This is a genomic window from Devosia sp. FJ2-5-3 (assembly GCF_029201545.1).
Classification (GTDB): Bacteria; Pseudomonadota; Alphaproteobacteria; order Rhizobiales; family Devosiaceae; genus Devosia.
Window position 1 is genome coordinate 938,290 of sequence record NZ_CP104007.1, and the last position, 22,112, is coordinate 960,401.

Sequence of the window (22,112 nt, forward strand, 5' to 3'; positions counted from 1 at the left end):
AGACGGACAGGGGATTGGACATCCAATCTGCTATCAAATCCAGTCCATTGTGATACCACTCTCGACAAGGCCTCGCGAAGCCTCCTAAGCTCGGCTCAACGGCCGGGACGGTTTCGCCTGGCTGCGCCAGGACTATCGGGGTGCAAGCTGGCGCACACCAACGCACCTCAAAGGGAGATGTCATGACTTTCAAGTTTTCCCGGACCGTGCTCGCCGGTCTGACCGCCGCTCTCGTGGCCAGTGTCGGCGTCGTGCTGCCGGCGCAGGCTGCAAATCTGCGGATGGCCTGGGCGCAGGACGCCGCCGGTCTCGACCCGCACACCCAGCCGGCCTTTTCGTCGCTGCGCCTGCTCGAGCTCATCTATGAGCCGCTGGTTCGGCATGATGCCGCGCTCGACGTGGTACCGGCCATTGCCGAGAGCTGGTCGTTCTCCGACGACGGCCTGACGCTGACCTTCAAGCTCGATCCGAACGCAAAGTTCAGCGACGGCGCACAGGTGACCGCAGACGACGTGAAGGCCTCGTTCGAGCGCCTGCTCGACGAAGCCACCGCCGCTGTCGCCCGCTCGAACTTCCTCTCGATCTCCTCCATCGAAGCGACCGACCCGGCAACCGTGGTGTTCACCCTGTCGCAGCCGGACGCGCCGATCCTGGTCGCCATGGCCTCGATCAACGCCGCCATCCTGCCGGCCAAGGCGATTGCCGAGGGCGCCGTCGCCACCAAGACGCTGGGCTCTGGCCCGTTCGTGCTCGACAGCTGGGAGCCAAACTCCCGCGAAGAGCTGAGCGTTAACCCGAACTGGGCCGGCGGCGAAATCGCCTATGACGGCATCAGCATTTCGGTCCTGCCCGACGAGACCGCGATCCTGGCTTCGCTCCGCGCCGGCCAGACCGATTTCGCGCTGATCAACGATCCGCTGATCGCGACGCTGGTGCCGAACGAGGCGAACCTGCAGCTCAACGCTGTTCCGGGCCTCGCCTATAACGTGCTGCAGCTCAACCCGGCCCGCGCGCCAATGGACAATCTCAAGGTCCGTCAGGCGATTTCCTGCGCCGTCGACCGCCAGGACGTGCTCGACACGGCGCTGGTCGGCGAAGGCAAGGTGACCGGTCCCCTGACCATGCCGGCCTATGCCGTCGATCCCTCGACCCTTTTCTGCTACGAGCAGGACATCGAAAAGGCCAAGGCGCTGATGGCCGAGGCCGGCGTTGACGGCTTCACCGCCAAGGTGATCGCCGCCACCGGTGAGCCCCCGGTCGCTTCGGCTGAAGCGCAGGTGCTGCAGAGCCAGCTGGCTGAAATCGGCGTCAAGCTCGAGATCGAACTGATGGAGCTGTCCGTCTATGTCGACCGCTGGCTGGCTGGCGATTTCGACATGGCTGTTGCCCAGAACGGTGGTCGCGCGGATCCGTACCCGATGTACAACCGCTACTTCACCAAGGAAGGCAACCTCCAGAAGGTTTCCAACTTCGCCGATGACGAGATCGACAGCCTGCTTCAGCAGGGCCGTGTCGAGACCGACCTTGCCAAGCGCAAGGAAATCTTCGCCAAGTTCGAACAGCGCATCACGGAGCTTGCTCCGTGGGTGTGGCTCTCGACCTCCAACACCTACACCGCCCAGCTCAAGACCCTCTCGGGCTTTGAGCCATCGGCAACCGGCACGCTGTTCGGCCTCACCAAGGTGACGCTCGGTCAGTAATCTCCGATCTTGGGGCGGGCCCTGCGGCCCGCCTCCTCCTGCCAGAGGTCGGCCTTTTCACTCTTTCATTCAGGACCTTAGGCCATGAACTATCTGGCGCGACGGCTGCTGACATTTCCGCTGATCCTGATCGGCGTGTCGCTGCTGGTGTTCTTTTCCATCCGCATGATTCCGGGCGATGCCATCACCGCCATGCTCGGCACCGAATCCGGCCTTTTGACACCGGCGCAGCGCCAGGCGCTGGCGGTGTATTTCGGCATCGACCAGCCGGTGCTGGTGCAATATGGCCGCTGGCTGACGGGCGTGGTGCAGGGTGATCTCGGCATCTCGGTGACCCATGGCCGCTCGGTCATGACCATTATCCTCGAGCGCTTTCCGCTGACGCTGCAGATGGCGCTGATGTCCATGGTGATCGCGCTGGCGATCGGCATTCCGGCCGGTGTGCTGGCGGCGACGCGGGCCGAAAAATCGACCGACGTCGTCGTGCGCATCTTTGCCATGCTGGGCCAATCGACGCCGGGTTTCGTCGTTGGCCTCCTCATCATCTATGTGCTGTCGGTCTATTTCGGCTATATCCCGACCATGGGCAGTTTCGTGCCCTTCTGGGTCGATCCCGTCGCCAATCTGGCGCAGCTGATTTTCCCCGCCATTACGCTGGGCTTTGCCTTTGCCGCCTCGGTGACGCGTATTTCGCGCTCGGCCATGCTCGACGTCCTGAGCGACGACTATATCCGCACGGCGCGCGCCAAGGGCGTGCCCAAGCGGAGTGTCGTCTGGCACCACGCGCTGCCCAATGCGCTAATTCCGGTGGTGACGCTGAGCGGCGTGGAATTCGGCTATTTGCTGGGTGGCGCCGTCATCGTCGAGCAGATCTTTGCCCTGCCGGGGCTAGGGCGGCTGACGCTCGAAGCCATCGGCCAGCGTGATTATGCGCTGGTGCAGGGATGCGTGCTCTTTATCGCCTTCAACTTCCTCGTAGTGAACCTCTTGGTGGACCTTGCCTATGCGGCGCTCGATCCCCGTATTCGTCTGGGAGCCCGCTGATGCGCATTCTCAAGGCCATCGCGGCCCATCCGACCGGCCGCATCGGCGCGGCTATTATTCTCGTCTATCTGATCCTGGCGATCTGCGGTTATTTCGGCTTCACGCCGCATGATCCGATCCAGCAATTTCGCGTGGATCGGCTGAAGCCGCCCAATGGCACCTATCTCATGGGCACGGATCTGTTTGGCCGCGATGCCGCGAGCCGCCTGATGGCCGGCATCGGGCAGTCATTCGTCATCGCCTTTGCCTCGGTGGGTCTTGCGACCTTGCTCGGGACCATCATTGGCCTCCTCGCCGGCTGGTGGGGCGGGTGGCTCGATGGCGTGTTCATGCGCTCGATGGACGTGCTGCTGGCGTTTCCGGCGATCCTCCTCGCGCTGTTGATCATCGCCATTGTCGGGCCGGGGACCATGACCAGCGTCATCGCCATCGCCGCGGTCTATACGCCGATCTTTGCCCGCGTGGTGCGAGGGCCGACGCTGTCGCTGAAGCGCCGTGATTTCGTCGATGCGGCGCGTACCTTTGGCAGCTCGCAGCGCTATATCCTGAGCCGGCACCTTCTGCTCAATCTCGTCGCGCCGCTGACCGTGCAGGTGACGCTGGCGCTGGCCTGGGCGCTTCTGACAGAGGCGGGGCTGAGCTTCCTCGGCCTCGGCACGCAGCCGCCGGCACCGTCGCTGGGGCTGATGATGAGCGAGGCGCGTAACCTCATGCAGCAGGCGCCGTGGCTTCTGGCATTCCCGGGGCTGACCATCATGCTCGGTATTCTCGGCTTCAATCTTTTCGGGGATGCCCTGCGCGATATTCTCGATCCCAAGACACAGGGAAGAGCGTCATGAGCAATCTTCTCAGCGTGAGAGATCTGCGCGTCGGCTTCGGCAAGGGCGCGGCGGAAAGTCCGGTGGTCAAGGGCGTTAGCTTCGCGCTCAAGGCGGGGGAAACCCTCGCCATCGTAGGTGAAAGCGGATCGGGCAAGTCGGTGACGGCACTGTCGATCAATCGTCTCGTCGATTTCGGCGGCGGGCGGATTGTCGGCGGCCAGATCGAATTGGTGCGCCCGGACGGGACGACGCTCGATATTACCGCGGCGGACGAAAACGCATTGACCGGCATTCGCGGCCGGGAGATCGCCATGATCTTCCAGGAGCCGATGACCTCGCTCAATCCGGTCCACACGATCGGCGAGCAGATCGAGGAGGCGTTTCGGCTCAATCGCGGGCTTGTGGGTGCGGACGCCAGGAAGGCGGCGCAGGAAGCGCTGGAGCGCGTGCGTATTCCCGATGCGGCGGAGCGGCTCAAATATTATCCGCACCAGCTCTCGGGCGGCATGCGCCAGCGCGTGATGATCGCCATGGCGCTGGCCGGAAATCCGCGCATTCTTATTGCCGACGAGCCGACTACGGCGCTCGACGTGACGGTGCAGGCCCAGATCATGGCGCTGCTGGCCGAACTCAAGGCCGAGCTCAACATGGCGATGATCTTCATCACCCATGACATGGGGCTGGTGGCGGGCATCGCGGACCAGATCATGGTGATGCAGCATGGCCTGGCAGTGGAGCAGGGGCCGACGGACGACGTGCTCGACAATCCGCAGCATGAGTACACCAGGCATCTGCTCAAGGCCGTGCCGCATTTCGATGGCGGCACCTCGATCCGGCGGGACCAGCCGGCAGGCGAGCGTAAGCCGGTGGTGGCGGTCGAGAATTTGACCGTTCGTTTCCCAACCGGGAGTGGGTTCTTCGCGCGCAACAAGGGCGCGATCCACGCCGTAGAGGGCGTCGATTTCGATCTCGTTGCCGGCGAAACCCTTGCCATTGTGGGCGAAAGCGGCTCGGGGAAATCGACGACGGCGCGGGCTATTCTCGGGCTGGTCGAGGCGACCCGCGGCAAGATTGAAACCGCGCCGGGCAAGTCGAACCGGCCGGTGCAGATGGTGTTCCAGGACCCGTTTGCTTCGCTCAACCCGCGGCTCAATGTCGAAAGCCTGATGGCCGAGCCGGCGATTGCGGCGGGCCAGCGCGTCGACGACAAACTGCGGGAACGCATGGTGTTTCTGCTGGAAAAGGTGGGGCTGACTGCCGAGGCGCTGGAGCGCTATCCGCACCAGTTTTCGGGCGGGCAGCGCCAGCGGCTCTGCATCGCACGGGCGCTGATGCTCAACCCGGATGTGGTGGTGCTGGACGAGGCCGTTTCGGCGCTGGACGTGTCGGTGCAGGCGCGCGTGCTCGATCTGTTGATTGATCTGCAACACGAATTTGGCCTCGCCTATCTCTTCATCTCGCATGACATGGCCGTGGTCGAACGCATCGCGCACCGCGTGGCGGTGATGTATGCGGGGCAGGTGGTGGAGATCGGGACGGCCGAGGCGGTGCTGGCGCGGCCGCACCATTCCTATACCAAGCGGCTGATCGCAGCCGTGCCGGGCATGGAGCGGCGGCGGCAGCGCTATGACGTGGATACGACAGCGGTGCCCTCGCTGATCCGGCCCAAGGGATATGAGCCAAAACTCGCCAGCTGGGTCGAGGTGGGTGACGATCATCAGGCGAGACTGGAAAGCTGATGCAGGACAAGTTCGACAGGGCCTTCGGCCTTTTGGCCGACGCCGTTGCCGCCGGGAAGATCCCTGGCGGGGTGCTGGGCTATGTGGATGGCGCGGGCAAACGCATGGTGCGCGCCATTGGCGAGGCGCAGAAGGTGCCGGCGTCGCGACCGATATCGGAAGCGACCTGGTTCGACCTGGCCTCGCTGACCAAGGTGCTGTTCACGACGCCTCGGATTCTTGAGCTCGCAGATGCGGGCACGATCGATCTTGATGCGCCGCTGATCTCGGTCATTCCCGATTTTGCCCAGTACAATGCCGACAATTGGCAGCGCAAAATCACCTTCCGTCAGTGTCTGGGGCACCAGACGCCGTTTCCGGGGGTGTTTCCGCTCTATACCTATGGGAGTGATCCCAATCTGCTGCGCCACTTTGTGTTGCAGCGGGACTGGCCGGCGGGGCCAGCGGTCTATTCGGATATCAACTATATCCTCCTCGGTATCGCCATCGAACGGCTGGCGGGGACGACGATCCGCAACATCGCGCCTCGAAATGGCTTTGCCTGGAGGGCAGAGCCCGAGACGGCGGCGGCCACCGAATACTGCGCCTGGCGGGGACGCGTTCTCTGCGGCGAAGTGCATGACGAGAACTGCTCGGCGCTGCAGGGGGCCGGGCATGCCGGGCTCTTCGGCACGGTCGCGTCCGTGCTCGATTTTGGCCACGCGGCGCTGAGCGCCACCGGGGATTTCGCCAAGGCGGTAACGCTGATGCGCACCCCGCTTTCGGGGCGCCGCACCCATGGTTGGGAGCGGCCCTATGAGGGGTGGTCGGGCGGCGATCTCGCCTCGAAGGATACGATCGGCCATACCGGCTTTGCCGGGACCGGGCTCTGGATCGATTTCGAGCGCGGCCACTCCTGGACGCTGCTTACCAACCGCGTTCATCCCACCCGCCATTTTGACAGCGGCATCTTCGCCCTGCGTCGCGCTGTCAGCGACTGCATCAACGCTAGTTAAGGATTTTTGCCATGGAACCGATCTGGACCATCGGGCTGATGACCGGCACCGTGCTCGACGGCAATATCGACATTGCCATCCTCAAGACCGATGGCGAGACCATTGCCGAGTTCGGGCCCTATACGCTGGCGCCCTACAATTCCGAAGTGCGGGCGCTGCTCGAAGAGACGCTGACGGCGGCGCGGGCGTGGAATTTTGAGGGACCGGAGCCCGAGATCTTTGCGCGGGCCGAGGCGGCGCTGACCAAGGCGCAGTCCCAGGCAGTGCTGGATTTTGTCGCGGCATCGGGCATGAAAATGGCCGATATCGGCGTTGTCGGGTTCCACGGGCAGACCGTGTTGCACCGCGCGCCGCAGCCGGGCCGGATCGGCGATACGCGCCAGCTGGGCGACGGGGCGCTGATGGCCGAGATGCTCGGCACCAAGGTGGTCTATGATTTCCGCAGTGCCGATGTGAAGGCGGGCGGGCAGGGCGCGCCTCTGGCCGCGACCTATCACCGGGCGCTGTTGCGCAAACTGGGCGTCGCCAAGGACACGGCCGTGCTCAATCTCGGTGGGGTCGCCAATGTGACCTATTGGGACGGCGCCGACGTACTGGTGGCGTTTGACACCGGCCCGGCCAATGCGCCGATCAACGACTTCATGAAGGCGCGCGGCCTTGGTGAAATGGACCGGGACGGGGCGCTGGCGGCGACCGGAACGGTGGATGAGGCGCGGCTGGCGAAGCTCCTCGAGCACCACTATCTCGCGGCGGCCTATCCGAAATCGCTCGACCGGTTTGATTTTCCGGCCAGCATGGTCGATGGCCTTGATGATGCGACCGGGGCGGCAACGCTGACGGCCTTTACGGCCGGCGCGGTGGGCAAGGCGCTGGATTTGCTGCCGAGCCGGCCGACGCGGCTGATCGTGTCCGGTGGCGGACGGCACAATCCGACGCTGATGAAGATGCTCGGCGCGCGGGCCGGGGTCGAGGCGGTCAACGCGGACAGTGTTGGCTGGCGCGGCGACGCGGTGGAAGCGGAGTGTTTTGGGTTGTTGGCGGCGCGGGTTGTGCGCGGGCTGCCGATCAGTTTTCCGACGACGACCGGCGTGGCCCACCCGATGCTGGGCGGGAAGGTCGTTGGGTAGGGCTCCGTTATCCGTTCAGGACAGGAAGCCCCCCTCCCAGCGCCGCTACGGCCAAGTGGCCTAGCTTTGCTGCCCTCCCCTCAAGGGGGAGGGTGAAGGGCCGGTGGGTGGATGCGCCGGGATGGACGCGGTGTTGCCGCGCGCGAGATGCTGCCCTCGGGCTTGACCCGAGGGTCACTATCCGAATGCACGATGTCGGTCTGGGGCTCTCGCGCTGGCCCTCGGGTCGAGCCCGAGGAAGCCTGGTGCGCTGTTGAGGAAAACGGGCAGGATACCCCCTCCTAGCCTCCCGTGAAGATGGGGGAGGGACTGGCCGGCGGGTTTTCGAGGTTCGTGTCCCACGCGCGATTGATGTGATGGGTACGGTGCTCTTGGCCCCCCACCCCAGCCAGCCATTCGAGCATAGCTCTCATGGCCTTCTCTGCTCAAATCGCTCCACTGGAGCGATTTGCCTGCGGACGCGCCGAAGCCCGCGAGGGGGAGGGAGTCGGGCCGGTGGGTGGGGGGCGTTTTTGCCACTTACGCTATGCGGCTCCTCCCCTTTTCAGGGGGAGGTTGGGTTGGGGGTGTGCGCTCATCCTTCGCGAAGTGCCCGATAGCTCCAATGGCTATGGGGCTTTGGCCGGACGGTCGATTTCTTGTCGTGATCCCTGATGGTCCCATGCAGGCTCGTGCTGTGTGGGAGGTCGGTCGTGAAGGGTATCATCCTGGCGGGGGGGAGCGGGACGCGGCTTTATCCGCTGACGCTGGCGATCTCGAAACAGATCCTGCCGATCTACGACAAGCCCATGGTCTATTATCCGCTCAGCGTGCTGATGCGGGCCGGGATCAGGGATATCCTCATTATCTCGACGCCGCGCGATTTGCCCTGTTTCGAGGCGCTGCTGGGGGATGGCAGCGAATTCGGGATCGCGCTGTCCTATGCCGAGCAAGCCCAGCCCAATGGGTTGGCCGAGGCGTTCATCATCGGACGCGATTTCATCGGCGACGATCCGGTGGCGATGATCCTCGGGGACAATCTCTATTTTGGCGACGGGCTGGCCGATCTCACCAAGGCGGCGGCAGCGCGCGATGACGGCGCGACGATCTTTGCCTATCAGGTGGATGATCCGCAGCGTTATGGCGTCGTCACCTTCGACCCGTGCACCGGAAAAGCGGCGCGTATCGTCGAAAAACCGGAATTCCCGGAGTCCGACTGGGCGGTAACCGGGCTCTATTTCTATCCCAATGACGTGGTGGAGGTGGCGGCGGCGACGAAGCCGTCGGCGCGCGGCGAGCTCGAGATTACCTCGGTCAATAATGACTATCTGCAGCGGGGGTTGCTCAATGTGGCGCGGCTCGGGCGGGGCTATGCCTGGCTCGATACCGGCACGCATGAGAGCCTTCATGACGCGGCATCCTTTGTACGTACGATCGAGCAGCGGCAGGGCATGCAGATCGCCTGCCTCGAGGAAATCGGGCTCGAACTGGGTTGGCTCGACGCCGACCGCGCCATGGAGCGGGCCGGGCGCCTGGGCGCATCGCGCTACGCCACCTATCTCAAGCGGCGGATCGGGGAACTGGCGCTGTGAGCATTTCGGTTCGCGAGACGGGCCTTGCCGGCGTGCTGGAAATCCAGCCGCAAATGCATGGCGATGAGCGGGGCAGTTTCTGCGAGGTGTGGAATGCGGACGACTTCGCGCGCCACGGAATCCGCACGCAGTTCGTTCAGGACAATCATTCGGTGTCGCGCCAGCGCGGGGTGATGCGCGGGCTGCACTATCAGCTTGCCCCGTTTGCGCAGGACAAGCTGGTGCGCGTGGTGCGCGGATCGATCTTCGACGTGGCCGCCGATATCCGCCCGAATTCGCCGACATTCGGCCGTTGGATCGGGGTCGAGCTTTCGGCAGCACGCTGGAACCAATTGCTGGTGCCGGCGGGCTATGCCCATGGTTTCGTGACGCTCGAGCCGGATACAGAGGTGATCTACAAAGTCTCGCGCCCCTATAGCCGGGACCACGAGCGGGCGATCCGGTTCGATGATCCGCGCCTTGCCATCGCCTGGCCGGTCGATGCGTCCGCGATGCAGCTTTCCGAAAAAGACCGATTGGCGCCGACGCTGGATGTATCCGATCTCAGCGAGCTGCGGGAGGAACAGGCATGAGGGTTTTGGTCACCGGGGGCGCCGGATTTATCGGTTCGGCCGTGTGCAGGCATTTGATGTCCGATCCGGGCAATGTCGTGGTGGTGCTCGACAAGCTCACCTATGCCGGCAATCTGGAGTCGATCCGGGGATTGCGGGACAAGCCCAATTTCACCTTTGTGCGGGGCGATATCTGCGATGGGGCGCTGGTCGGCCGGCTGCTCGAACAGCACGGGATCGACCATGTCATGCACCTGGCGGCGGAAACCCATGTCGACCGCTCGATCGACGGGCCGGGGACATTCATAGAAACCAATGTGGTGGGCACCTATGTGCTGCTGCACGCGGCGCTGACCTATTGGCAGAAACTGTCGCCGAAAGGGCAGCGGGAATTTCGCTTCCACCACGTCTCGACCGACGAGGTTTTCGGCGATCTGCCGTTTGACGGGAGCCTGTTTTCCGAAGAGACGCCCTATGCGCCGTCCTCGCCCTATTCGGCGTCCAAGGCGGCGTCGGATCATCTGGCACGGGCCTGGCACCACACTTATGGCCTGCCGGTGGTGTTGACCAATTGCTCGAACAATTACGGGCCCTATCATTTTCCCGAAAAGCTCATTCCGCTGATGATCCTCAATGCCCTCGCCGAGCAGAAGCTGCCCGTCTATGGCACGGGCAGCAATGTGCGCGACTGGCTCTATGTGGAGGACCATGCGCGGGCGCTCGCGCTGGTGAGCGCGCGGGGCAAGATCGGGGAGAGCTACAATATCGGGGGGCGGGCGGAATGCTCCAATCTCGACATGGTGGAAGCGATCTGCTGGCTGCTAGATGCACGCGTGCCGCGGCCGAATGGCGCCCTTTACGGCGATCTCATCACCTTTGTGCCCGACCGGCCGGGACATGACCGGCGCTATGCCATGGATATCGGCAAGATCGAGCGGGAGCTGGGCTGGAGGCCGGTCGAGACGCTGACCACGGGGCTGGCCAAGACCGTGGACTGGTATCTGGGCAATGCCGGCTGGTGGCGGCCGCTGCAGCACTCGGGCGAGGCCACGACGCGCCGCGGCAGGGCCATGGCACTATGAAAATTCTCGTGAGCGGCAGGAGCGGGCAGCTGGCGCGCTGCCTGATGGAAAAGGCCGCGCTGCGCGGGGATGTCGAGCTCATCGCCATGGGGCGGCCGGAGCTGGATCTGCTGCGGCCGGAAACGCTGTCCGCCGTGCTGGAACAGCTGCGGCCCGAGATCGTGGTTTCGGCGGCGGCCTATACGGGGGTCGACAAGGCGGAGAGCGAGCCGGATCTGGCCTTTGCCATCAATTGCGACGGAGCGGGCGCATTGGCGGCGGCGGCGGAGCGCGTGGGCGCCAGCGTGGTGCATATTTCGAGCGATTATGTCTTTGCCGGCGACAAGGGCAAGACCTATGACGAAACCGATCCAGCCTCGCCGCTCGGCGCTTATGGCTTATCCAAATATGCCGGGGAGCTGGCGGTCGCTGCGGCAAATCCGCGGAACGTCATCCTGCGGACGGCCTGGGCACACAGCCCCTATGGCAGCAATTTCATCCGCACCATGCTCAATCTGGCGACGACCAAGAAGACGGTGAACGTGGTGGGGGACCGATATGGATCGCCGACCTCGATGCTGGACGTGGCCGACGCCATTCTCCATCTCGTCGACCGGCTGGATGAACATCATTACGGGCTTTACCACCTGACCTGCCGGGGCAGCACCAGCTGGGCGGGCCTGGCGCGGCACGTGTATGCAGCTAGCCGCGCCATTGGCGGGCCCTGGGCAGACGTGGTGGACATTTCGGGGGACGACTACAAGGCGGCGGCGCAACGACCGATCGCCTCGCCGCTCAATTCGAGCCTGTTCGAGCGTCGGTTCAGCTGGGCCATGCCATCCTGGCAGCAGAGTGCGACCGAAGTCACCCAGCGCATCGCCGGCGAGATGGCTTCATTGCCGGCCCATTGACGCCACTCGGCGGCTGGGAAACCCTGCGGGCGGTCTGGGGGGGAGGGCCGGGATGCATTACGATCTTTGTGTCATTGGCGGGGGCATTGTCGGGCTCGCGACGGCGCGTGCGCTCCTGGCTGAATGGCCGGGCGCGAAGCTGATCGTCCTCGAAAAGGAAGATGAACTCGGGCGCCACCAGACGGGGCGCAATTCGGGGGTCATCCATTCCGGGATTTATTATACGCCGGGGAGCCTCAAGGCACGGCTCTGCCGAGCCGGGATGCAAAGGACCAAGGAGTATTGCCGGGCCAGGGGAATTGCTTTCGAAGAGCGCGGCAAGCTCATCGTCGCGACATCTGAGCTCGAGGTCGAGCGCCTGAGGGCACTGGAGCAGCGGGCGGGCATCCACGGGATCCCGGTGGAGGCGCTGACGGGCCCTCAAATCGGGCAGATGGAGCCGGCTATCACAGGGTTGAGCGCGCTGCATGTGCCCGCATCGGCGATCGTGAGCTATCGGGAGATCCTGTTGGCGTTCGCCGCCGATGTGCGGGCGGGCGGGGGGGAAATCGCGATGGGGGCGACCCCTAGGGGGATCAGCGAACGGGCAGCCTGCGTAGAGGTGGATCTGGGCGACAGGAGCTTTACCAGTTCGGCGCTGGTGGCCTGCGCGGGGCTGCAATCGGACCGGGTGGCGCGCATGGCGGGGCTCGAGGTGGATTTCGCCATCGTGCCGTTCCGCGGAGAATATTACCGGCTGCCGGCGCATCGGCAGGGGCTGGTCAATGCCATGATCTATCCGGTGCCGGACCCGGATCTGCCCTTTCTAGGCATCCATCTGACGCCGATGATCGATGGGGGGATCAGCCTCGGGCCCAATGCCGTGCTGGGACTGGCGCGGGAGGGATATGGCAAGGGCTCGATCTCCCTGCGCGATCTGGTTGACGAAGCGCGGTTCGGCGGCTTCTGGCGGCTGATCGGAAAGAACATGAAATCGGGGCTGGACGAGATGGGCAATAGTGTCTTTGCCAGCCGCTACCTCGCGGCCTGCCGGAAATATTGCCCGCAATTGCAGCTGTCGGATCTGACGCCGATGCCCGCCGGCATTCGCGCGCAGGCGGTGCGCAAGGATGGGACCATGGTGCAGGATTTCCTGATGCTGGAGACAGCGCGGATGCTGCATGTGTGCAACGCGCCATCGCCGGCGGCGACGTCGTCCCTCCCCATCGGGGACTACATCGCCGAGCGCCTGCTCAGCCGGCTCCGGGACTGACTGGAGCATTTCACCGCATCGCTGGCGCTATGAAATGTCGCGCTTCCAAAGCGAAAAAGCGATGTCCCCTTTTCCTGGAAACGCTCTAGGTCGCCGGGGCCCGGCTCAAAAGGCTTTTGTAGAATGCGACCGTCTCGGCGGTCGGGTTGACCCCCAACTCACGATTGAGCAGATTGCGGCATTCCTCATAGACATGCCGGAGCAGGGTGTAATCGCCATTGAGCGCCGCCTCGTACATGAGGGCACGGTGTGCGCCCTCGTGGAAGGGGTCTTCGTCGAGCAGGCGCGTGGCGCAGAAATGCCGCTCCTGATGGGTGAGAAGGCTGGTCGGCAGCACTGCCTGCGAGATGGCGTTGATGAAGTCGAAACGCAGGGCCGTGCGATGGTGGTCGAGCCATTCCTCAAAGCCCTGGCCGGCCGGCTTGTGCCCTCCCAGCAGGTCTCCGCCATAAATCTCGCAGAGGCGGACCCATGCCCTTGGGCCGGGCGTCGCGATAAGCTCGCGAAACTCGATCAGATCGGTGTAGACGTGGTCCTCCCTCGTCAACCAGACCATGTTGGCGTCGCTCGTCAGCAGCTGGAAATCATGCTCCTGCTGAAAGCGGCGGATGCGCGCTACGGCCTGGCGGACATCGGCGCTGACCTGTTCCGATGCACCTTCGGACCAAATCAGATTGGCTATGCGCCTGCGAGAGATCGGCTGCCCCCGACCTTCGATGATGAGGTAGGCTAATATGCGTAGAAAGTGGAAAGTTGGGTATACGATCTTTCCCGAGCAGAATACGTTGCAGTCACCAAGTAGTCGGATAGTAACCTTCGGAGATATGTCGGTAATTTCGCGCATAACCTTAACGACCCGCGTTAGATTATTATTAAGGGGTTTGATCTAGTCCGCCCCCCGGCGCACGATCATCTCCGTAAAGTTCTTCATCTCATGTTGGCACACCGATGTTGCATGCTCAGTGTATCATACTGATGCAGAAGCGCGAATAGAAGGTGAATCATAGAGAGGGCGGCGATCCAGAGACCGGAAAACCGCAGCGGCCTGGGTGCGATTGTGCACCTTGAGCTTGCGAATAATGTTGTGCACGTGGACTTTAACCGTGTGCTCGGACAAGGCCATCTTGGAGGCGATGATCTTGTTCTGCAGCCCGTCCGACATCAGCTCGAGAACTTCCGCCTCGCGTGAAGAGAGCACTCCGGCCGAATCCGCATGCGGATCGGAAGAATTGCTCGGCCCACGACGCGAGAGGAAACCGCGCGCGGCAGACCTCGGAGAGACAACATGGGGGAAGTATTCCCCGCCGTTCAGTAACAGCCAAATAGTGGCCAACCAAACGTTGATCGGCAGATTGAAAGGGACAAGTCCCTGGATGGCGCGTTCTGCCACAACGGCCCGAAGCGCCGGGTCTTCATTCCAACCTCCTTCTACCATGAGTGCGATCTGGGCATCTGGATATTTCTCCCGGCATTCCCCCATCATGGTCGAAACACTGCGGAATGCAAATGCATCGATCAGAATTAGCCGTGGCTCGAATTGTGCATTGTCATCGTCTGGTATCTGGCTGGACAGCACGATTTGCACTGTCGGAAAGCATTTTTGCATCGAGTTGAGCAAACTCTGGAATGCTACACCGGTATCCGCGAGGATAAGTATTCCGGTTTTTCCAGTGTTTGGCATTGTTGTATTTTGCCAAAAAGCGTATGCACCACTCTCTTCGACGTTGGATGGTTCGACCATCTTTTCCCCCATGTGGAACGTAGAACTACTTATATAGCGAACTGAACACAGGTGGCGTGACTCGTGCGTGACTCGTTTCAAGTTTTCTTCAAATAGTTCAAACGGTTGGCGGCGTTCGATTTAGTTCGGCCTCGCCGCCCTAGGCCACCCAGATCGTTCGGGTTACGAATACTTAACCAAAGGCATTTGGAGGCGGCGCAAAGCGATTCGCACGACGCAAGTTCGGCCCGTGGGAGTGCGATGGGGTTCGGTCGAGGCTGTGTAACCAGGAAGATGTAGAGGGCCGCCGAAAAGCCAAGTCGTGGTCGATTGCCGATCTCTTGCAGGCCAGCAAGATAGCAAGCGGACCAGTCTTGGAGTGATCGCATGAGCGCGGCGGAGCAGGAACACGGCGAGCAGAGCCGGCGCTATGGCGACATTATCCGATCCATGTCGGTGATCGGCCTGTCCCAGCTGATCAGCATTGGTCTTTCTATTCTACGGATAAAAGTATTGGCTGTATTGCTGGGGCCAAATGGCGTCGGACTCTTCGGTCTCTATAATGTGATCCTTGATCTGGGCGCCGGTATTGCCGGGATGGGCGTGCAATCCAGCGGCGTCCGGCAGGTGGCCGTCTCGGTCGCAGAAGGCGACAGTGCGCGGATCGCCATAGTGGCGCAGACCATCACGCGGCTATCCCTGCTGCTCGGGATCGTTGGGGCCGTCCTGCTCTTTATGCTGTCGGGTCCGGTTTCGCTGCTGACCTTTGGGGATGAGGCGAACGCGCCGGCGATCGGACTTCTGAGCGCCGCGCTCTTTCTGCGGATCATCGCCGGTTCGCCCTTTGCGATCCTCCAGGGCAATCGGCGCATGGGCGATTTGGCGCGGATGACCGTGCTGGGGGCCGTGCTCAATACGATTGTCGCCATCGTGCTGGTCTATTTCCTCGGCGAGGCCGGGGTGGTGTGGTCGCTGGTGGCGATGGCCCTTACATCCTGGCTCGCGGCGATCTGGTATGGCCGCAAGGTGATCCTGCCCAAAATTGTGCTGACCTTATCTTCGTTCAGCGCCGAGACGCGCATGCTGCTGGGGCTCGGTTTCGCCTTCATGGCCAGCGGAATCCTCACCGCCGGGGCGGCCCTGGTCATTCGCGTGCTGATCGTGCAGCACGATGGCGTCGAGGCGGCGGGGAACTACCAGGCGGCCTGGGCGCTGGGCGGGATCTATGTGGGGTTCATCCTCCAGGCGATGGGGACCGATTTCTATCCAAGGCTATCGGGGCTGGCCGAGGACCATGAGGCGGCGAACCGGCTCGTCAACGAGCAGGCTCGGGTCAGCATGTTGCTGGCGGGGCCGGGCCTGCTGGCCACAATCGCGCTCTCCCCAATCGTGATCACGCTGTTCTATTCAAGCGCTTTTGCCGATGCCGTGCCGGTCCTGCGCTGGCTGTGCCTGGGGATGCTGTTGCGCGTCATGGCCTGGCCGATGGGCTATCTGATCCTTGCCAAGGGCAAGCAGGCGATGTTCTTCTGGACGGAAGTGGCGGCGACAGCGGTGCATGTCGGGCTGGCCTATTTTCTCGTCAACACCATCGGGGTTGCGGGTGCGGGCATCGCCTTTGCCGGGCTCTATCTCTGGCATGGCGTGCTGATCGCGGTGCTGGTGGGCAGGCTCACGGGCTTTGTATGGTCGGGGGAAAATCTGCAGCTGGCCGGGCTGCTGGTCTTGCAGACGATCGTGGCGCTTGGCGCGGCGGAATTTCTTTCACCCCTCGGTGGTGTCCTTATTGGCCTCGGCGTGACGGCGGTGGCCTGCTGGATGTCCCTCGGCCAGCTGATCCGCATCATTCCGCAGAAATGGATACCCTCGCTGGCGCGCCCGCTGGTCTATCGCGTGCTGGGTCATCAGCCCGAGGCGGCATAAAAAAACCGCCGTTCCGAAGAACGGCGGTGTGCCACGGCCAAGGCAGCTGAGGGTTCTAGGCGGCGAGGGCCGCGGCGAGTTCATCAACGACATAGTGCACATCGTCTTCGCTCATCTGCACGAAAAGCGGCAGGATGACCGAACGGTTCTGCGCCCGCTCGGAATTGGCGAGGTCGCCCGAGGTGCGGAAGCTGCCGGCGTGTGCATAAGCCGGTTCAAGGTGGGTGTTCATGACACCGCGCCGGGTGGAAATATTGCGGTCGAGCAGGGCCTGCATAATTTCGATTTGATCGGCGCGCTCGGGGAGCGTTACGCAATAGCTCTGCCAATTGCTGCGGGCCCAATTGGGCTCGGCCGGTGGCGCGATGTCGAGGGCGGAAAGCCGGGTGGTGTAGAGGGCGGCGAGGAACCGGCGGCGCGAGAGAATTTCGGGGAGCCGAGCCAGCTGGACGCGTCCGATCGCGGCCTGGACGTCGGTCATGCGGTAATTATAGCCCAGGGTCTCGTAGCTTTCGAAGATCACCTTGGCCGCGCCGTGGCGCACCGTGTCCGGCACGCTCATGGCGTGCTGGCGGAGGAGGCGGAAGTGCCGGTCATAGTCCGGGTTGCGCGTGGTCAGCATGCCGCCATCGCCGGTGGTGATGACTTTGCGCGGATGGAAGGAGAAGCAGGCGATGTCGGCGTGGCAGCGGCCAATGCGCTGCCAGTCGCCGTCGACCAGGATTTCGCTGCCCGAAGCGCAGGCGGCGTCCTCGATGACTTTCAGGCCGTGTTCGGCGGCGATGGCCATGATGGGGGCGAGGTCACAGGGCATGCCGAGCTGGTGGACGCAGAGGATCGCCTTGGTGCGCGGCGTTATCGCGGCGGCGATTCTTTCCGGGTCGATGTTGAAGCTGCGTTCAGCAATGTCGACAAAGACCGGGACGGCGCCGCAATAGCGAATGGCATTGGCGGTGGCGATGAAGGAATGGCTGACGGTGATGATTTCGTCGCCCGGCTGGATGCCGATGGCGATGAGCGCCATGTGCAGCGCCGTCGTGCAATTGGAGACGGCGCAGGCGTGGGGGGCGCCGACATAGGCGGCGAATTCTTCCTCGAAGCGGGCGACTTCCGGACCTTGCGTGACCCAGCCGGAGAGGATGACGCGGCGGGTGGCCTCGGCTTCTTCTTCGCCGAGGATCGGGCGGGCTACGGGGAGCTGGCGCATGGGCTTGTTCATGCCACTTCACTCCGCTGCGCCATGCGGCTGGCCTGCCACCAGGAGACGAGATCGGCCATGCCGGCTTCAAGGGAAATCTGGGTGGTAAAGCCAATGTCGCGAGCGGCTTTTTCGGTGGAGGCCAGACGCCGCGGCACGGGGTTCACCTTGCGGGCCGGCTCATGGATGGGCGTCAGGGACGAGCCCATGACATCGAGGAGAAGCTGGGCCAGATCGCGCAGGCTGATTTCGCTGCCACTGGCGACGTTGAAGACTTCGTCGCTGACCTCGGATTGGGCGGCCAGCATATTGGCGCGGGCGATGTCGCGGACATGGACGAAATCCATGGTCTGGGTGCCGTCGCCCATGATGATGGGCGGCAGGCCCGAGGCGATGCGTTCCATCCAGCGGATCAGCACCTCGGTATAGGCGCCATGCACGTCCATGCGTGGGCCGTAGACGTTGAAATAACGCAGGGCGACATAATTGAGGCCCCGCATCTCGTTGAAGCTGCGCAGCAGGGCTTCGTTATAGACCTTGGCGGCGCCGTAAATGGTGCGGTTGTTGTAGGAATGGTGCTCTTCGGTGGTGGGGAAGATGTCGGCTGCGCCCAGTACGGAGGCCGATGAGGCGGCGACAACTTTTTTCACCCCGGCATTCACGGCCGCTTCGAGCACGTTGAACGTGCCGGTGGCGAGAACGTCATGGGCGAGGCGCGGTTCCTCGGCGCATTGGGTGATGCGGATCGCAGCCTGATGGAAGAGGATGTCGATCCCGGCCATGGTCTCGGCCACTTTGGCGGTGTCGCGAATATCGCCCTCTACAATGGTGATATTGGCAAGCCGCCGGGCTTCGTCGAGATTGTCGAGCCGGCCGCGCACGAAATTGTCGAGGATGACGATCTCGGTGGGGTCTTGCCGGGCCACGAGATCGGCGATGTGGGAGCCGATCAGCCCCGCGCCGCCAGTGATCAGAATGCGCTTGCCTCTCATGTGATGGAAATCCTTCTGGTTCAGCGCTTGCGCAGCACGCGGGCGGGGACGCCGGCGGCCACGGTGTAGGCGGGGATGTCGGTGTTGACGACGGCACCGGCGCCGATGATGGCGCCTTCGCCAATGGTGACGCCGGGCAGGATGGTGGCATTGGTGCCGATATCGGCGCCCGCGCCGATGCGGACCGGCTTGATTTCGAGATCGGTCGCGATGACCGGGACATCAGTGGGCAGGCCCGTATGTTGCGAGCCCAGCACTTTGGCGCCGGGGCCCCAGCCGACGTGATCGCCGAGCTCGAGATTGCGGGCGTCGAAATAGGCCTGCGGGCCGATCCAGACCTGATTGCCGATCTTGCAATGGCCGTCGAACCGGCCCTGGATATAGGCGCCGGCCCCGATGAAGACATTGGTGCCGATCTCGAAGGTTTCGAGATGCTTGAAGCCGACCTGGCTACCCACCTGCAGGCCCGAGCCGCAGGAGCGGGCGCCGGCCTTGAAGAGCAGTTTTCGCATCATCGCGTCGAGCTTGCCGTCGCCGGTGGCGAAGCGGGCATAGGCGTCGAGGAGATGGTCGCCATAGTGGGTCTCGAGCCATTCGGCAAAGCCGGCCTCGAAGGCGGGGTCGCTCTGGCTGGTGTTGCGGCCGTGAATGGCGGCGACGGTGCGGCTCTGGGTGGGTTCTTCAAGCAGCGTAGACATCTTGCCTCACTGCGTCGGCGATGAAGGCGACATCGCGCTCGGAGAGTTCGGGATAGATGGGGAGCGACAGCACGCTGTCCGCCGCCGCTTCGGTCTGAGGGAAATCGCCGCGCTGGTAGCCGAGATCGGCATAGGCGGGCTGAAGATGGACGGGGACCGGATAATGGAGGCCGGTCTCGATGCCATCGTGCTGGAGCCGGGCGCGCAATCCATCGCGGTCGGCGGAGCGGACGGCGAAAATGTGCCAGACGTGCCGATTGCCCTCCATTTCGAGCGGAGCGATGACATCGGAGCCGGCGAGCAGTTTGGTGTAGAGGCGGGCGCGGGCGCGGCGGGCTTCGGTCCAGGCCTCGAGCTGGCGCAGCTTTACCCGCAATATGGTGCCCTGGATGGCATCCATGCGGTAGTTATAGCCTTCCATGACGTGGTGGTAGCGGCGCTCCTGGCCCCAGTCGCGGAGCATGCGGATTTTTCGCGCCTGCTCGTCATTGCTGGTAACGACGATGCCGCCCTCGCCATAGGCGCCGAGGTTTTTGCCCGGATAGAAACTGAAGCAGCCGGATACACCGATGCTGCCGGCACGCTGGCGATCATATTCGGCGCCATGGGCCTGGCAGGCATCTTCGATGACGGCGAGGCCGTGGCGGGCGGCGATGATGAGGATGTCGTTCATCGGCGCCATCTGCCCGTAGAGATGGACGGGCAGGATGGCCTTGGTGCGCGGGGTGATGGCGCGCTCAATCTGGTTGGGGTCGATGTTGAAGGTTTTCGGATCGATATCGACGAAAACCGGGCGGGCACCGATATAGCGGATGGCGGCGGCCGAGGCGATGAAGGTGAAGGGGGTAGTGATGACCTCGTCGCCGGCCTTGATGCCCGCGGCGAGCAAGGCCAGGTGCAGCGCGCTGGTGCCGGTATTGACGGCGATGGCGTGGCGGGTGCCGCAATAGGTGGCGAACTCTTCTTCGAAGGCCTTCACCTCATCGCCCAGCACATAATGGCCGGAGCGCAGGACATTGGTGACCGCGCTTTCGATCTGTTGCTGGATGAGGGCGTATTGCGCCCGGAGGTCTAGAAACGGGATCATGAGAACACCTTTTCGCGGGCGAGTTCGACAATCGAGCCGCCTTGGGCCATCGACTGGGTCGCGGCTTCGAGAATTGTGACGACGCGCAGACCGGCGGCGCCGTCGGCGATGGGTTTGGTGCCGCGTTCGACGCAGGACACGAATTCTGCCAGTTCCGAGCCGAGGGCCTCGGTGATGTCGAGCTGGGGGGCGGACATGTCGCCGGCCCGGTAGCCGATGCGCATCTGGTTGCGGCGCTCGCCAGCCTTGGGGGCCATGGGATCAATGGTGAGGCCGCGATCGTAGATCTTGATCTTTTCGCTGGGCTCGAGATCGTCATAGACGACCATCTTGCGGCTGCCACCGACCAGGGTCCGGCGGACTTTGAGCGGGGCCAGCCAGTTGACGTGGATATGGGCCATCAACTTGCAGTCGTAATGCAGGTTGAGATAGGCGATGTTCTCAGGCGAGCCCTCGATGTGGGACATGCCGAGCGCCGAGACGGCGACGGGCTGGGCGCCAATGACGAAATCCATGATCGAGAGATCATGGACGGCGAGGTCCCACATGACGCTGACGTCGTGCTGGAAGATGCCGAGGTTCACGCGGACGGAGTCGTAATAATAGAGCTCGCCCAGATCATTCTGGATGATGTCGCGCAGTTTCTTGACCGCGCCGGTGTGGATGAAGGTGTGGTCCACGGCGACGACGAGGCCGCGCCGGTCGGCTTCATCAATGAGGCGCCGCGCCTGTTCGGCAGTGGCGGTGATGGGCTTTTCGACAAAGACACTCTTGCCGGCCTTGAGGCACTTCATGGCCAGCTCGAAATGGCTGGAGACGGGGGTGGCGATGGCGACGGCGTCGACCTTGGGATCGTTGAGGACATCAGCCATGTCTTCGGTGATCTGGACGGCCGGATAGCGCGAGCGCAGCCGGGCGAGGCGTTCGGTCTGTAGATCGCAGACCCAGCGCAAATCGACGGTGGGAATGTCGGAGAAATTGCGGACCAGATTGGGGCCCCAATATCCGTAGCCAATGACACCGATGCCGATCATGTTCGAAGCTCTTGTTGGTGGGGCAGGGGAGAGGTGTGGGCTTGCCGGCGCGTGGGCCTCGCCGGAACGCCGGCGACTGTTTCGCCCGGCGCGACATCGCGCGTGACGACGGAGCCGGCGCCGATCAGGGCGCCTTCGCCGATAATGATGCCGGCCAGAATTGTGGCATTGCTGCCGATCGAGGCGTTGCGGCAGACCCTGGTGGGGACGACCGACCAATCTCCGGCACCCTGCAGCGCACCATCTTCCGTGGTGGCGCGCGGGTAGAGATCATTGGTGAACATCACGCCGTGGCCGATGAAGACCCCATCCTCTATGACCACGCCTTCACAAATGAAGGAGTGGCTGGAGATCTTGCAGTTCTGGCCGATGACTGCGTTTATCTGGACTTCGACGAAGCTGCCGACGCGACTATTATTGCCGATCGTGCAGCCGTAGAGATTGACCAGGTCGGGCTGGTAGATCACCACGCCCTCACCCATCGTCACCTGCTGCATCATGGTCTTGCCCTCTCGCCGGCAGAGTGGTTTGCCGGTGTCGGACAAAAATCTAGCAGTGCCCCGGTAGGCGGCAATTTTCCAATGGGACTAGGACGCTAGCCCGACCAGCAGGCATGGCGGACCATAAGGGGCGTTCTGCTTAGCTTGCCGACTTGATATAAGCAGATAGAGCTAGCGAGGCCGCGCCC

At 63.2% G+C, this 22,112-nt stretch carries 20 protein-coding genes; 12 read left to right on the plus strand and 8 right to left on the minus strand.

All coding sequences use genetic code 11. The annotated features are described in order from the left end of the window. The first annotated feature begins 182 nt into the window (after positions 1-182). From N0P34_RS04590 to lhgO, 11 genes are all read left to right on the plus strand, one after another. The gene (locus N0P34_RS04590) at positions 183-1,700 is read left to right on the plus strand and encodes an ABC transporter substrate-binding protein (RefSeq protein ID WP_275605834.1); all 1,518 of its coding nucleotides are present in this window, start codon (positions 183-185) and stop codon (positions 1,698-1,700) included. An 84-nt stretch (positions 1,701-1,784) separates the two neighbouring features. After that, complete coding sequence (locus tag N0P34_RS04595) at positions 1,785-2,744, plus strand: ABC transporter permease (protein WP_275605835.1); 960 nt, start codon at positions 1,785-1,787, stop codon at positions 2,742-2,744. Further along, positions 2,744-3,583: an ABC transporter permease gene (locus tag N0P34_RS04600; protein WP_275605836.1), complete on the plus strand. Its 840-nt coding sequence runs from the start codon at positions 2,744-2,746 to the stop codon at positions 3,581-3,583. The genes N0P34_RS04595 and N0P34_RS04600 overlap by 1 nt, the downstream gene beginning before the upstream one ends. Then, positions 3,580-5,304 (plus strand): ABC transporter ATP-binding protein, encoded by a 1,725-nt coding sequence (locus N0P34_RS04605; protein WP_275605837.1) that lies wholly within the window; start codon positions 3,580-3,582, stop codon positions 5,302-5,304. The genes N0P34_RS04600 and N0P34_RS04605 overlap by 4 nt, the downstream gene beginning before the upstream one ends. Then, a complete protein-coding gene (locus tag N0P34_RS04610) occupies positions 5,304-6,299 on the plus strand; it encodes a serine hydrolase domain-containing protein (RefSeq protein WP_275605838.1) in 996 nt (331 codons plus the stop codon). The genes N0P34_RS04605 and N0P34_RS04610 overlap by 1 nt, the downstream gene beginning before the upstream one ends. Before the next feature lie 11 nt (positions 6,300-6,310). Next, the gene (locus N0P34_RS04615; protein ID WP_275605839.1) at positions 6,311-7,426 is read left to right on the plus strand and encodes an anhydro-N-acetylmuramic acid kinase; all 1,116 of its coding nucleotides are present in this window, start codon (positions 6,311-6,313) and stop codon (positions 7,424-7,426) included. Positions 7,427-8,118: 692 nt separating this feature from the next. After that, positions 8,119-8,997: a glucose-1-phosphate thymidylyltransferase RfbA gene (gene rfbA, locus N0P34_RS04620; RefSeq protein ID WP_275605840.1), complete on the plus strand. Its 879-nt coding sequence runs from the start codon at positions 8,119-8,121 to the stop codon at positions 8,995-8,997. Further along, the gene (gene rfbC, locus N0P34_RS04625) at positions 8,994-9,569 is read left to right on the plus strand and encodes a dTDP-4-dehydrorhamnose 3,5-epimerase (protein WP_275605841.1); all 576 of its coding nucleotides are present in this window, start codon (positions 8,994-8,996) and stop codon (positions 9,567-9,569) included. The genes rfbA and rfbC overlap by 4 nt, the downstream gene beginning before the upstream one ends. Beyond that, on the plus strand, positions 9,566-10,630 hold the full coding sequence (gene rfbB / locus N0P34_RS04630; RefSeq protein WP_275605842.1) for a dTDP-glucose 4,6-dehydratase: 1,065 nt from the start codon (positions 9,566-9,568) through the stop codon (positions 10,628-10,630). Before rfbC ends, rfbB begins: the two co-directional genes overlap by 4 nt. Next, a complete protein-coding gene (gene rfbD / locus N0P34_RS04635) occupies positions 10,627-11,520 on the plus strand; it encodes a dTDP-4-dehydrorhamnose reductase (RefSeq protein WP_275605843.1) in 894 nt (297 codons plus the stop codon). Before rfbB ends, rfbD begins: the two co-directional genes overlap by 4 nt. A gap of 52 nt (positions 11,521-11,572) precedes the next feature. Further along, positions 11,573-12,772, plus strand: a complete 1,200-nt coding sequence (gene lhgO / locus N0P34_RS04640; RefSeq protein ID WP_275605844.1) for an L-2-hydroxyglutarate oxidase — start codon at positions 11,573-11,575, stop codon at positions 12,770-12,772. A gap of 85 nt (positions 12,773-12,857) precedes the next feature. On the opposite strand, the gene N0P34_RS04645 is transcribed toward lhgO, so the two are convergent. Both N0P34_RS04645 and N0P34_RS04650 read right to left on the minus strand, forming a co-directional pair. Next, positions 12,858-13,616, minus strand: a complete 759-nt coding sequence (locus tag N0P34_RS04645; RefSeq protein ID WP_275605845.1) for a BTAD domain-containing putative transcriptional regulator — start codon at positions 13,614-13,616, stop codon at positions 12,858-12,860. A 123-nt stretch (positions 13,617-13,739) separates the two neighbouring features. Beyond that, positions 13,740-14,513, minus strand: coding sequence for a response regulator transcription factor (locus tag N0P34_RS04650; protein ID WP_275605846.1), 774 nt, complete (start codon positions 14,511-14,513; stop codon positions 13,740-13,742). A gap of 366 nt (positions 14,514-14,879) precedes the next feature. Between N0P34_RS04650 and N0P34_RS04655 the strand changes: the two genes are divergently transcribed. Beyond that, positions 14,880-16,415 (plus strand): O-antigen translocase, encoded by a 1,536-nt coding sequence (locus N0P34_RS04655; RefSeq protein ID WP_275605847.1) that lies wholly within the window; start codon positions 14,880-14,882, stop codon positions 16,413-16,415. 55 nt (positions 16,416-16,470) lie between these two features. Here N0P34_RS04655 and N0P34_RS04660 read toward each other — a convergent pair whose 3' ends face one another. Genes N0P34_RS04660 through N0P34_RS04685 form a run of 6 tightly spaced genes read right to left on the minus strand, consistent with a single transcriptional unit; the run spans position 16,471 to position 21,924 of the window. After that, complete coding sequence (locus N0P34_RS04660; protein WP_275605848.1) at positions 16,471-17,634, minus strand: DegT/DnrJ/EryC1/StrS family aminotransferase; 1,164 nt, start codon at positions 17,632-17,634, stop codon at positions 16,471-16,473. Continuing rightward, positions 17,631-18,605, minus strand: a complete 975-nt coding sequence (locus tag N0P34_RS04665; protein WP_275605849.1) for an NAD-dependent epimerase/dehydratase family protein — start codon at positions 18,603-18,605, stop codon at positions 17,631-17,633. The genes N0P34_RS04660 and N0P34_RS04665 overlap by 4 nt, the downstream gene beginning before the upstream one ends. A 20-nt stretch (positions 18,606-18,625) precedes the next feature. After that, positions 18,626-19,303 carry an acyltransferase gene (locus N0P34_RS04670; RefSeq protein WP_275605850.1) on the minus strand — a complete coding sequence of 226 codons (678 nt, stop codon included), beginning with the start codon at positions 19,301-19,303 and terminating at the stop codon, positions 18,626-18,628. Beyond that, entirely contained in the window at positions 19,287-20,390 is a 1,104-nt protein-coding gene (locus tag N0P34_RS04675) for a DegT/DnrJ/EryC1/StrS family aminotransferase (protein ID WP_275605851.1), read from the minus strand. Before N0P34_RS04675 ends, N0P34_RS04670 begins: the two co-directional genes overlap by 17 nt. Then, a complete protein-coding gene (locus N0P34_RS04680; RefSeq protein ID WP_275605852.1) occupies positions 20,387-21,424 on the minus strand; it encodes a Gfo/Idh/MocA family oxidoreductase in 1,038 nt (345 codons plus the stop codon). Before N0P34_RS04680 ends, N0P34_RS04675 begins: the two co-directional genes overlap by 4 nt. Continuing rightward, on the minus strand, positions 21,421-21,924 hold the full coding sequence (locus N0P34_RS04685) for an acyltransferase (protein WP_275605853.1): 504 nt from the start codon (positions 21,922-21,924) through the stop codon (positions 21,421-21,423). Before N0P34_RS04685 ends, N0P34_RS04680 begins: the two co-directional genes overlap by 4 nt. Between the last annotated feature and the right edge of the window lie 188 nt (positions 21,925-22,112).

Bases quoted from the DNA above. Each gene is read 5' to 3' on its own strand.
- N0P34_RS04590 (WP_275605834.1), top strand. From the start codon at position 183: ATGACTTTCAAGTTTTCCCGGACCGTGCTCGCCGGTCTGACCGCCGCT.
- N0P34_RS04595 (WP_275605835.1), top strand. From the start codon at position 1,785: ATGAACTATCTGGCGCGACGGCTGCTGACATTTCCGCTGATCCTGATC.
- N0P34_RS04600 (WP_275605836.1), top strand. From the start codon at position 2,744: ATGCGCATTCTCAAGGCCATCGCGGCCCATCCGACCGGCCGCATCGGC.
- N0P34_RS04605 (WP_275605837.1), top strand. From the start codon at position 3,580: ATGAGCAATCTTCTCAGCGTGAGAGATCTGCGCGTCGGCTTCGGCAAG.
- N0P34_RS04610 (WP_275605838.1), top strand. From the start codon at position 5,304: ATGCAGGACAAGTTCGACAGGGCCTTCGGCCTTTTGGCCGACGCCGTT.
- N0P34_RS04615 (WP_275605839.1), top strand. From the start codon at position 6,311: ATGGAACCGATCTGGACCATCGGGCTGATGACCGGCACCGTGCTCGAC.
- rfbB (WP_275605842.1), top strand. From the start codon at position 9,566: ATGAGGGTTTTGGTCACCGGGGGCGCCGGATTTATCGGTTCGGCCGTG.
- rfbD (WP_275605843.1), top strand. From the start codon at position 10,627: ATGAAAATTCTCGTGAGCGGCAGGAGCGGGCAGCTGGCGCGCTGCCTG.
- lhgO (WP_275605844.1), top strand. From the start codon at position 11,573: ATGCATTACGATCTTTGTGTCATTGGCGGGGGCATTGTCGGGCTCGCG.
- N0P34_RS04645 (WP_275605845.1), bottom strand. From the start codon at position 13,616: ATGCGCGAAATTACCGACATATCTCCGAAGGTTACTATCCGACTACTT.
- N0P34_RS04650 (WP_275605846.1), bottom strand. From the start codon at position 14,513: ATGGTCGAACCATCCAACGTCGAAGAGAGTGGTGCATACGCTTTTTGG.
- N0P34_RS04655 (WP_275605847.1), top strand. From the start codon at position 14,880: ATGAGCGCGGCGGAGCAGGAACACGGCGAGCAGAGCCGGCGCTATGGC.
- N0P34_RS04660 (WP_275605848.1), bottom strand. From the start codon at position 17,634: ATGAACAAGCCCATGCGCCAGCTCCCCGTAGCCCGCCCGATCCTCGGC.
- N0P34_RS04665 (WP_275605849.1), bottom strand. From the start codon at position 18,605: ATGAGAGGCAAGCGCATTCTGATCACTGGCGGCGCGGGGCTGATCGGC.
- N0P34_RS04670 (WP_275605850.1), bottom strand. From the start codon at position 19,303: ATGTCTACGCTGCTTGAAGAACCCACCCAGAGCCGCACCGTCGCCGCC.
- N0P34_RS04675 (WP_275605851.1), bottom strand. From the start codon at position 20,390: ATGATCCCGTTTCTAGACCTCCGGGCGCAATACGCCCTCATCCAGCAA.
- N0P34_RS04680 (WP_275605852.1), bottom strand. From the start codon at position 21,424: ATGATCGGCATCGGTGTCATTGGCTACGGATATTGGGGCCCCAATCTG.
- N0P34_RS04685 (WP_275605853.1), bottom strand. From the start codon at position 21,924: ATGATGCAGCAGGTGACGATGGGTGAGGGCGTGGTGATCTACCAGCCC.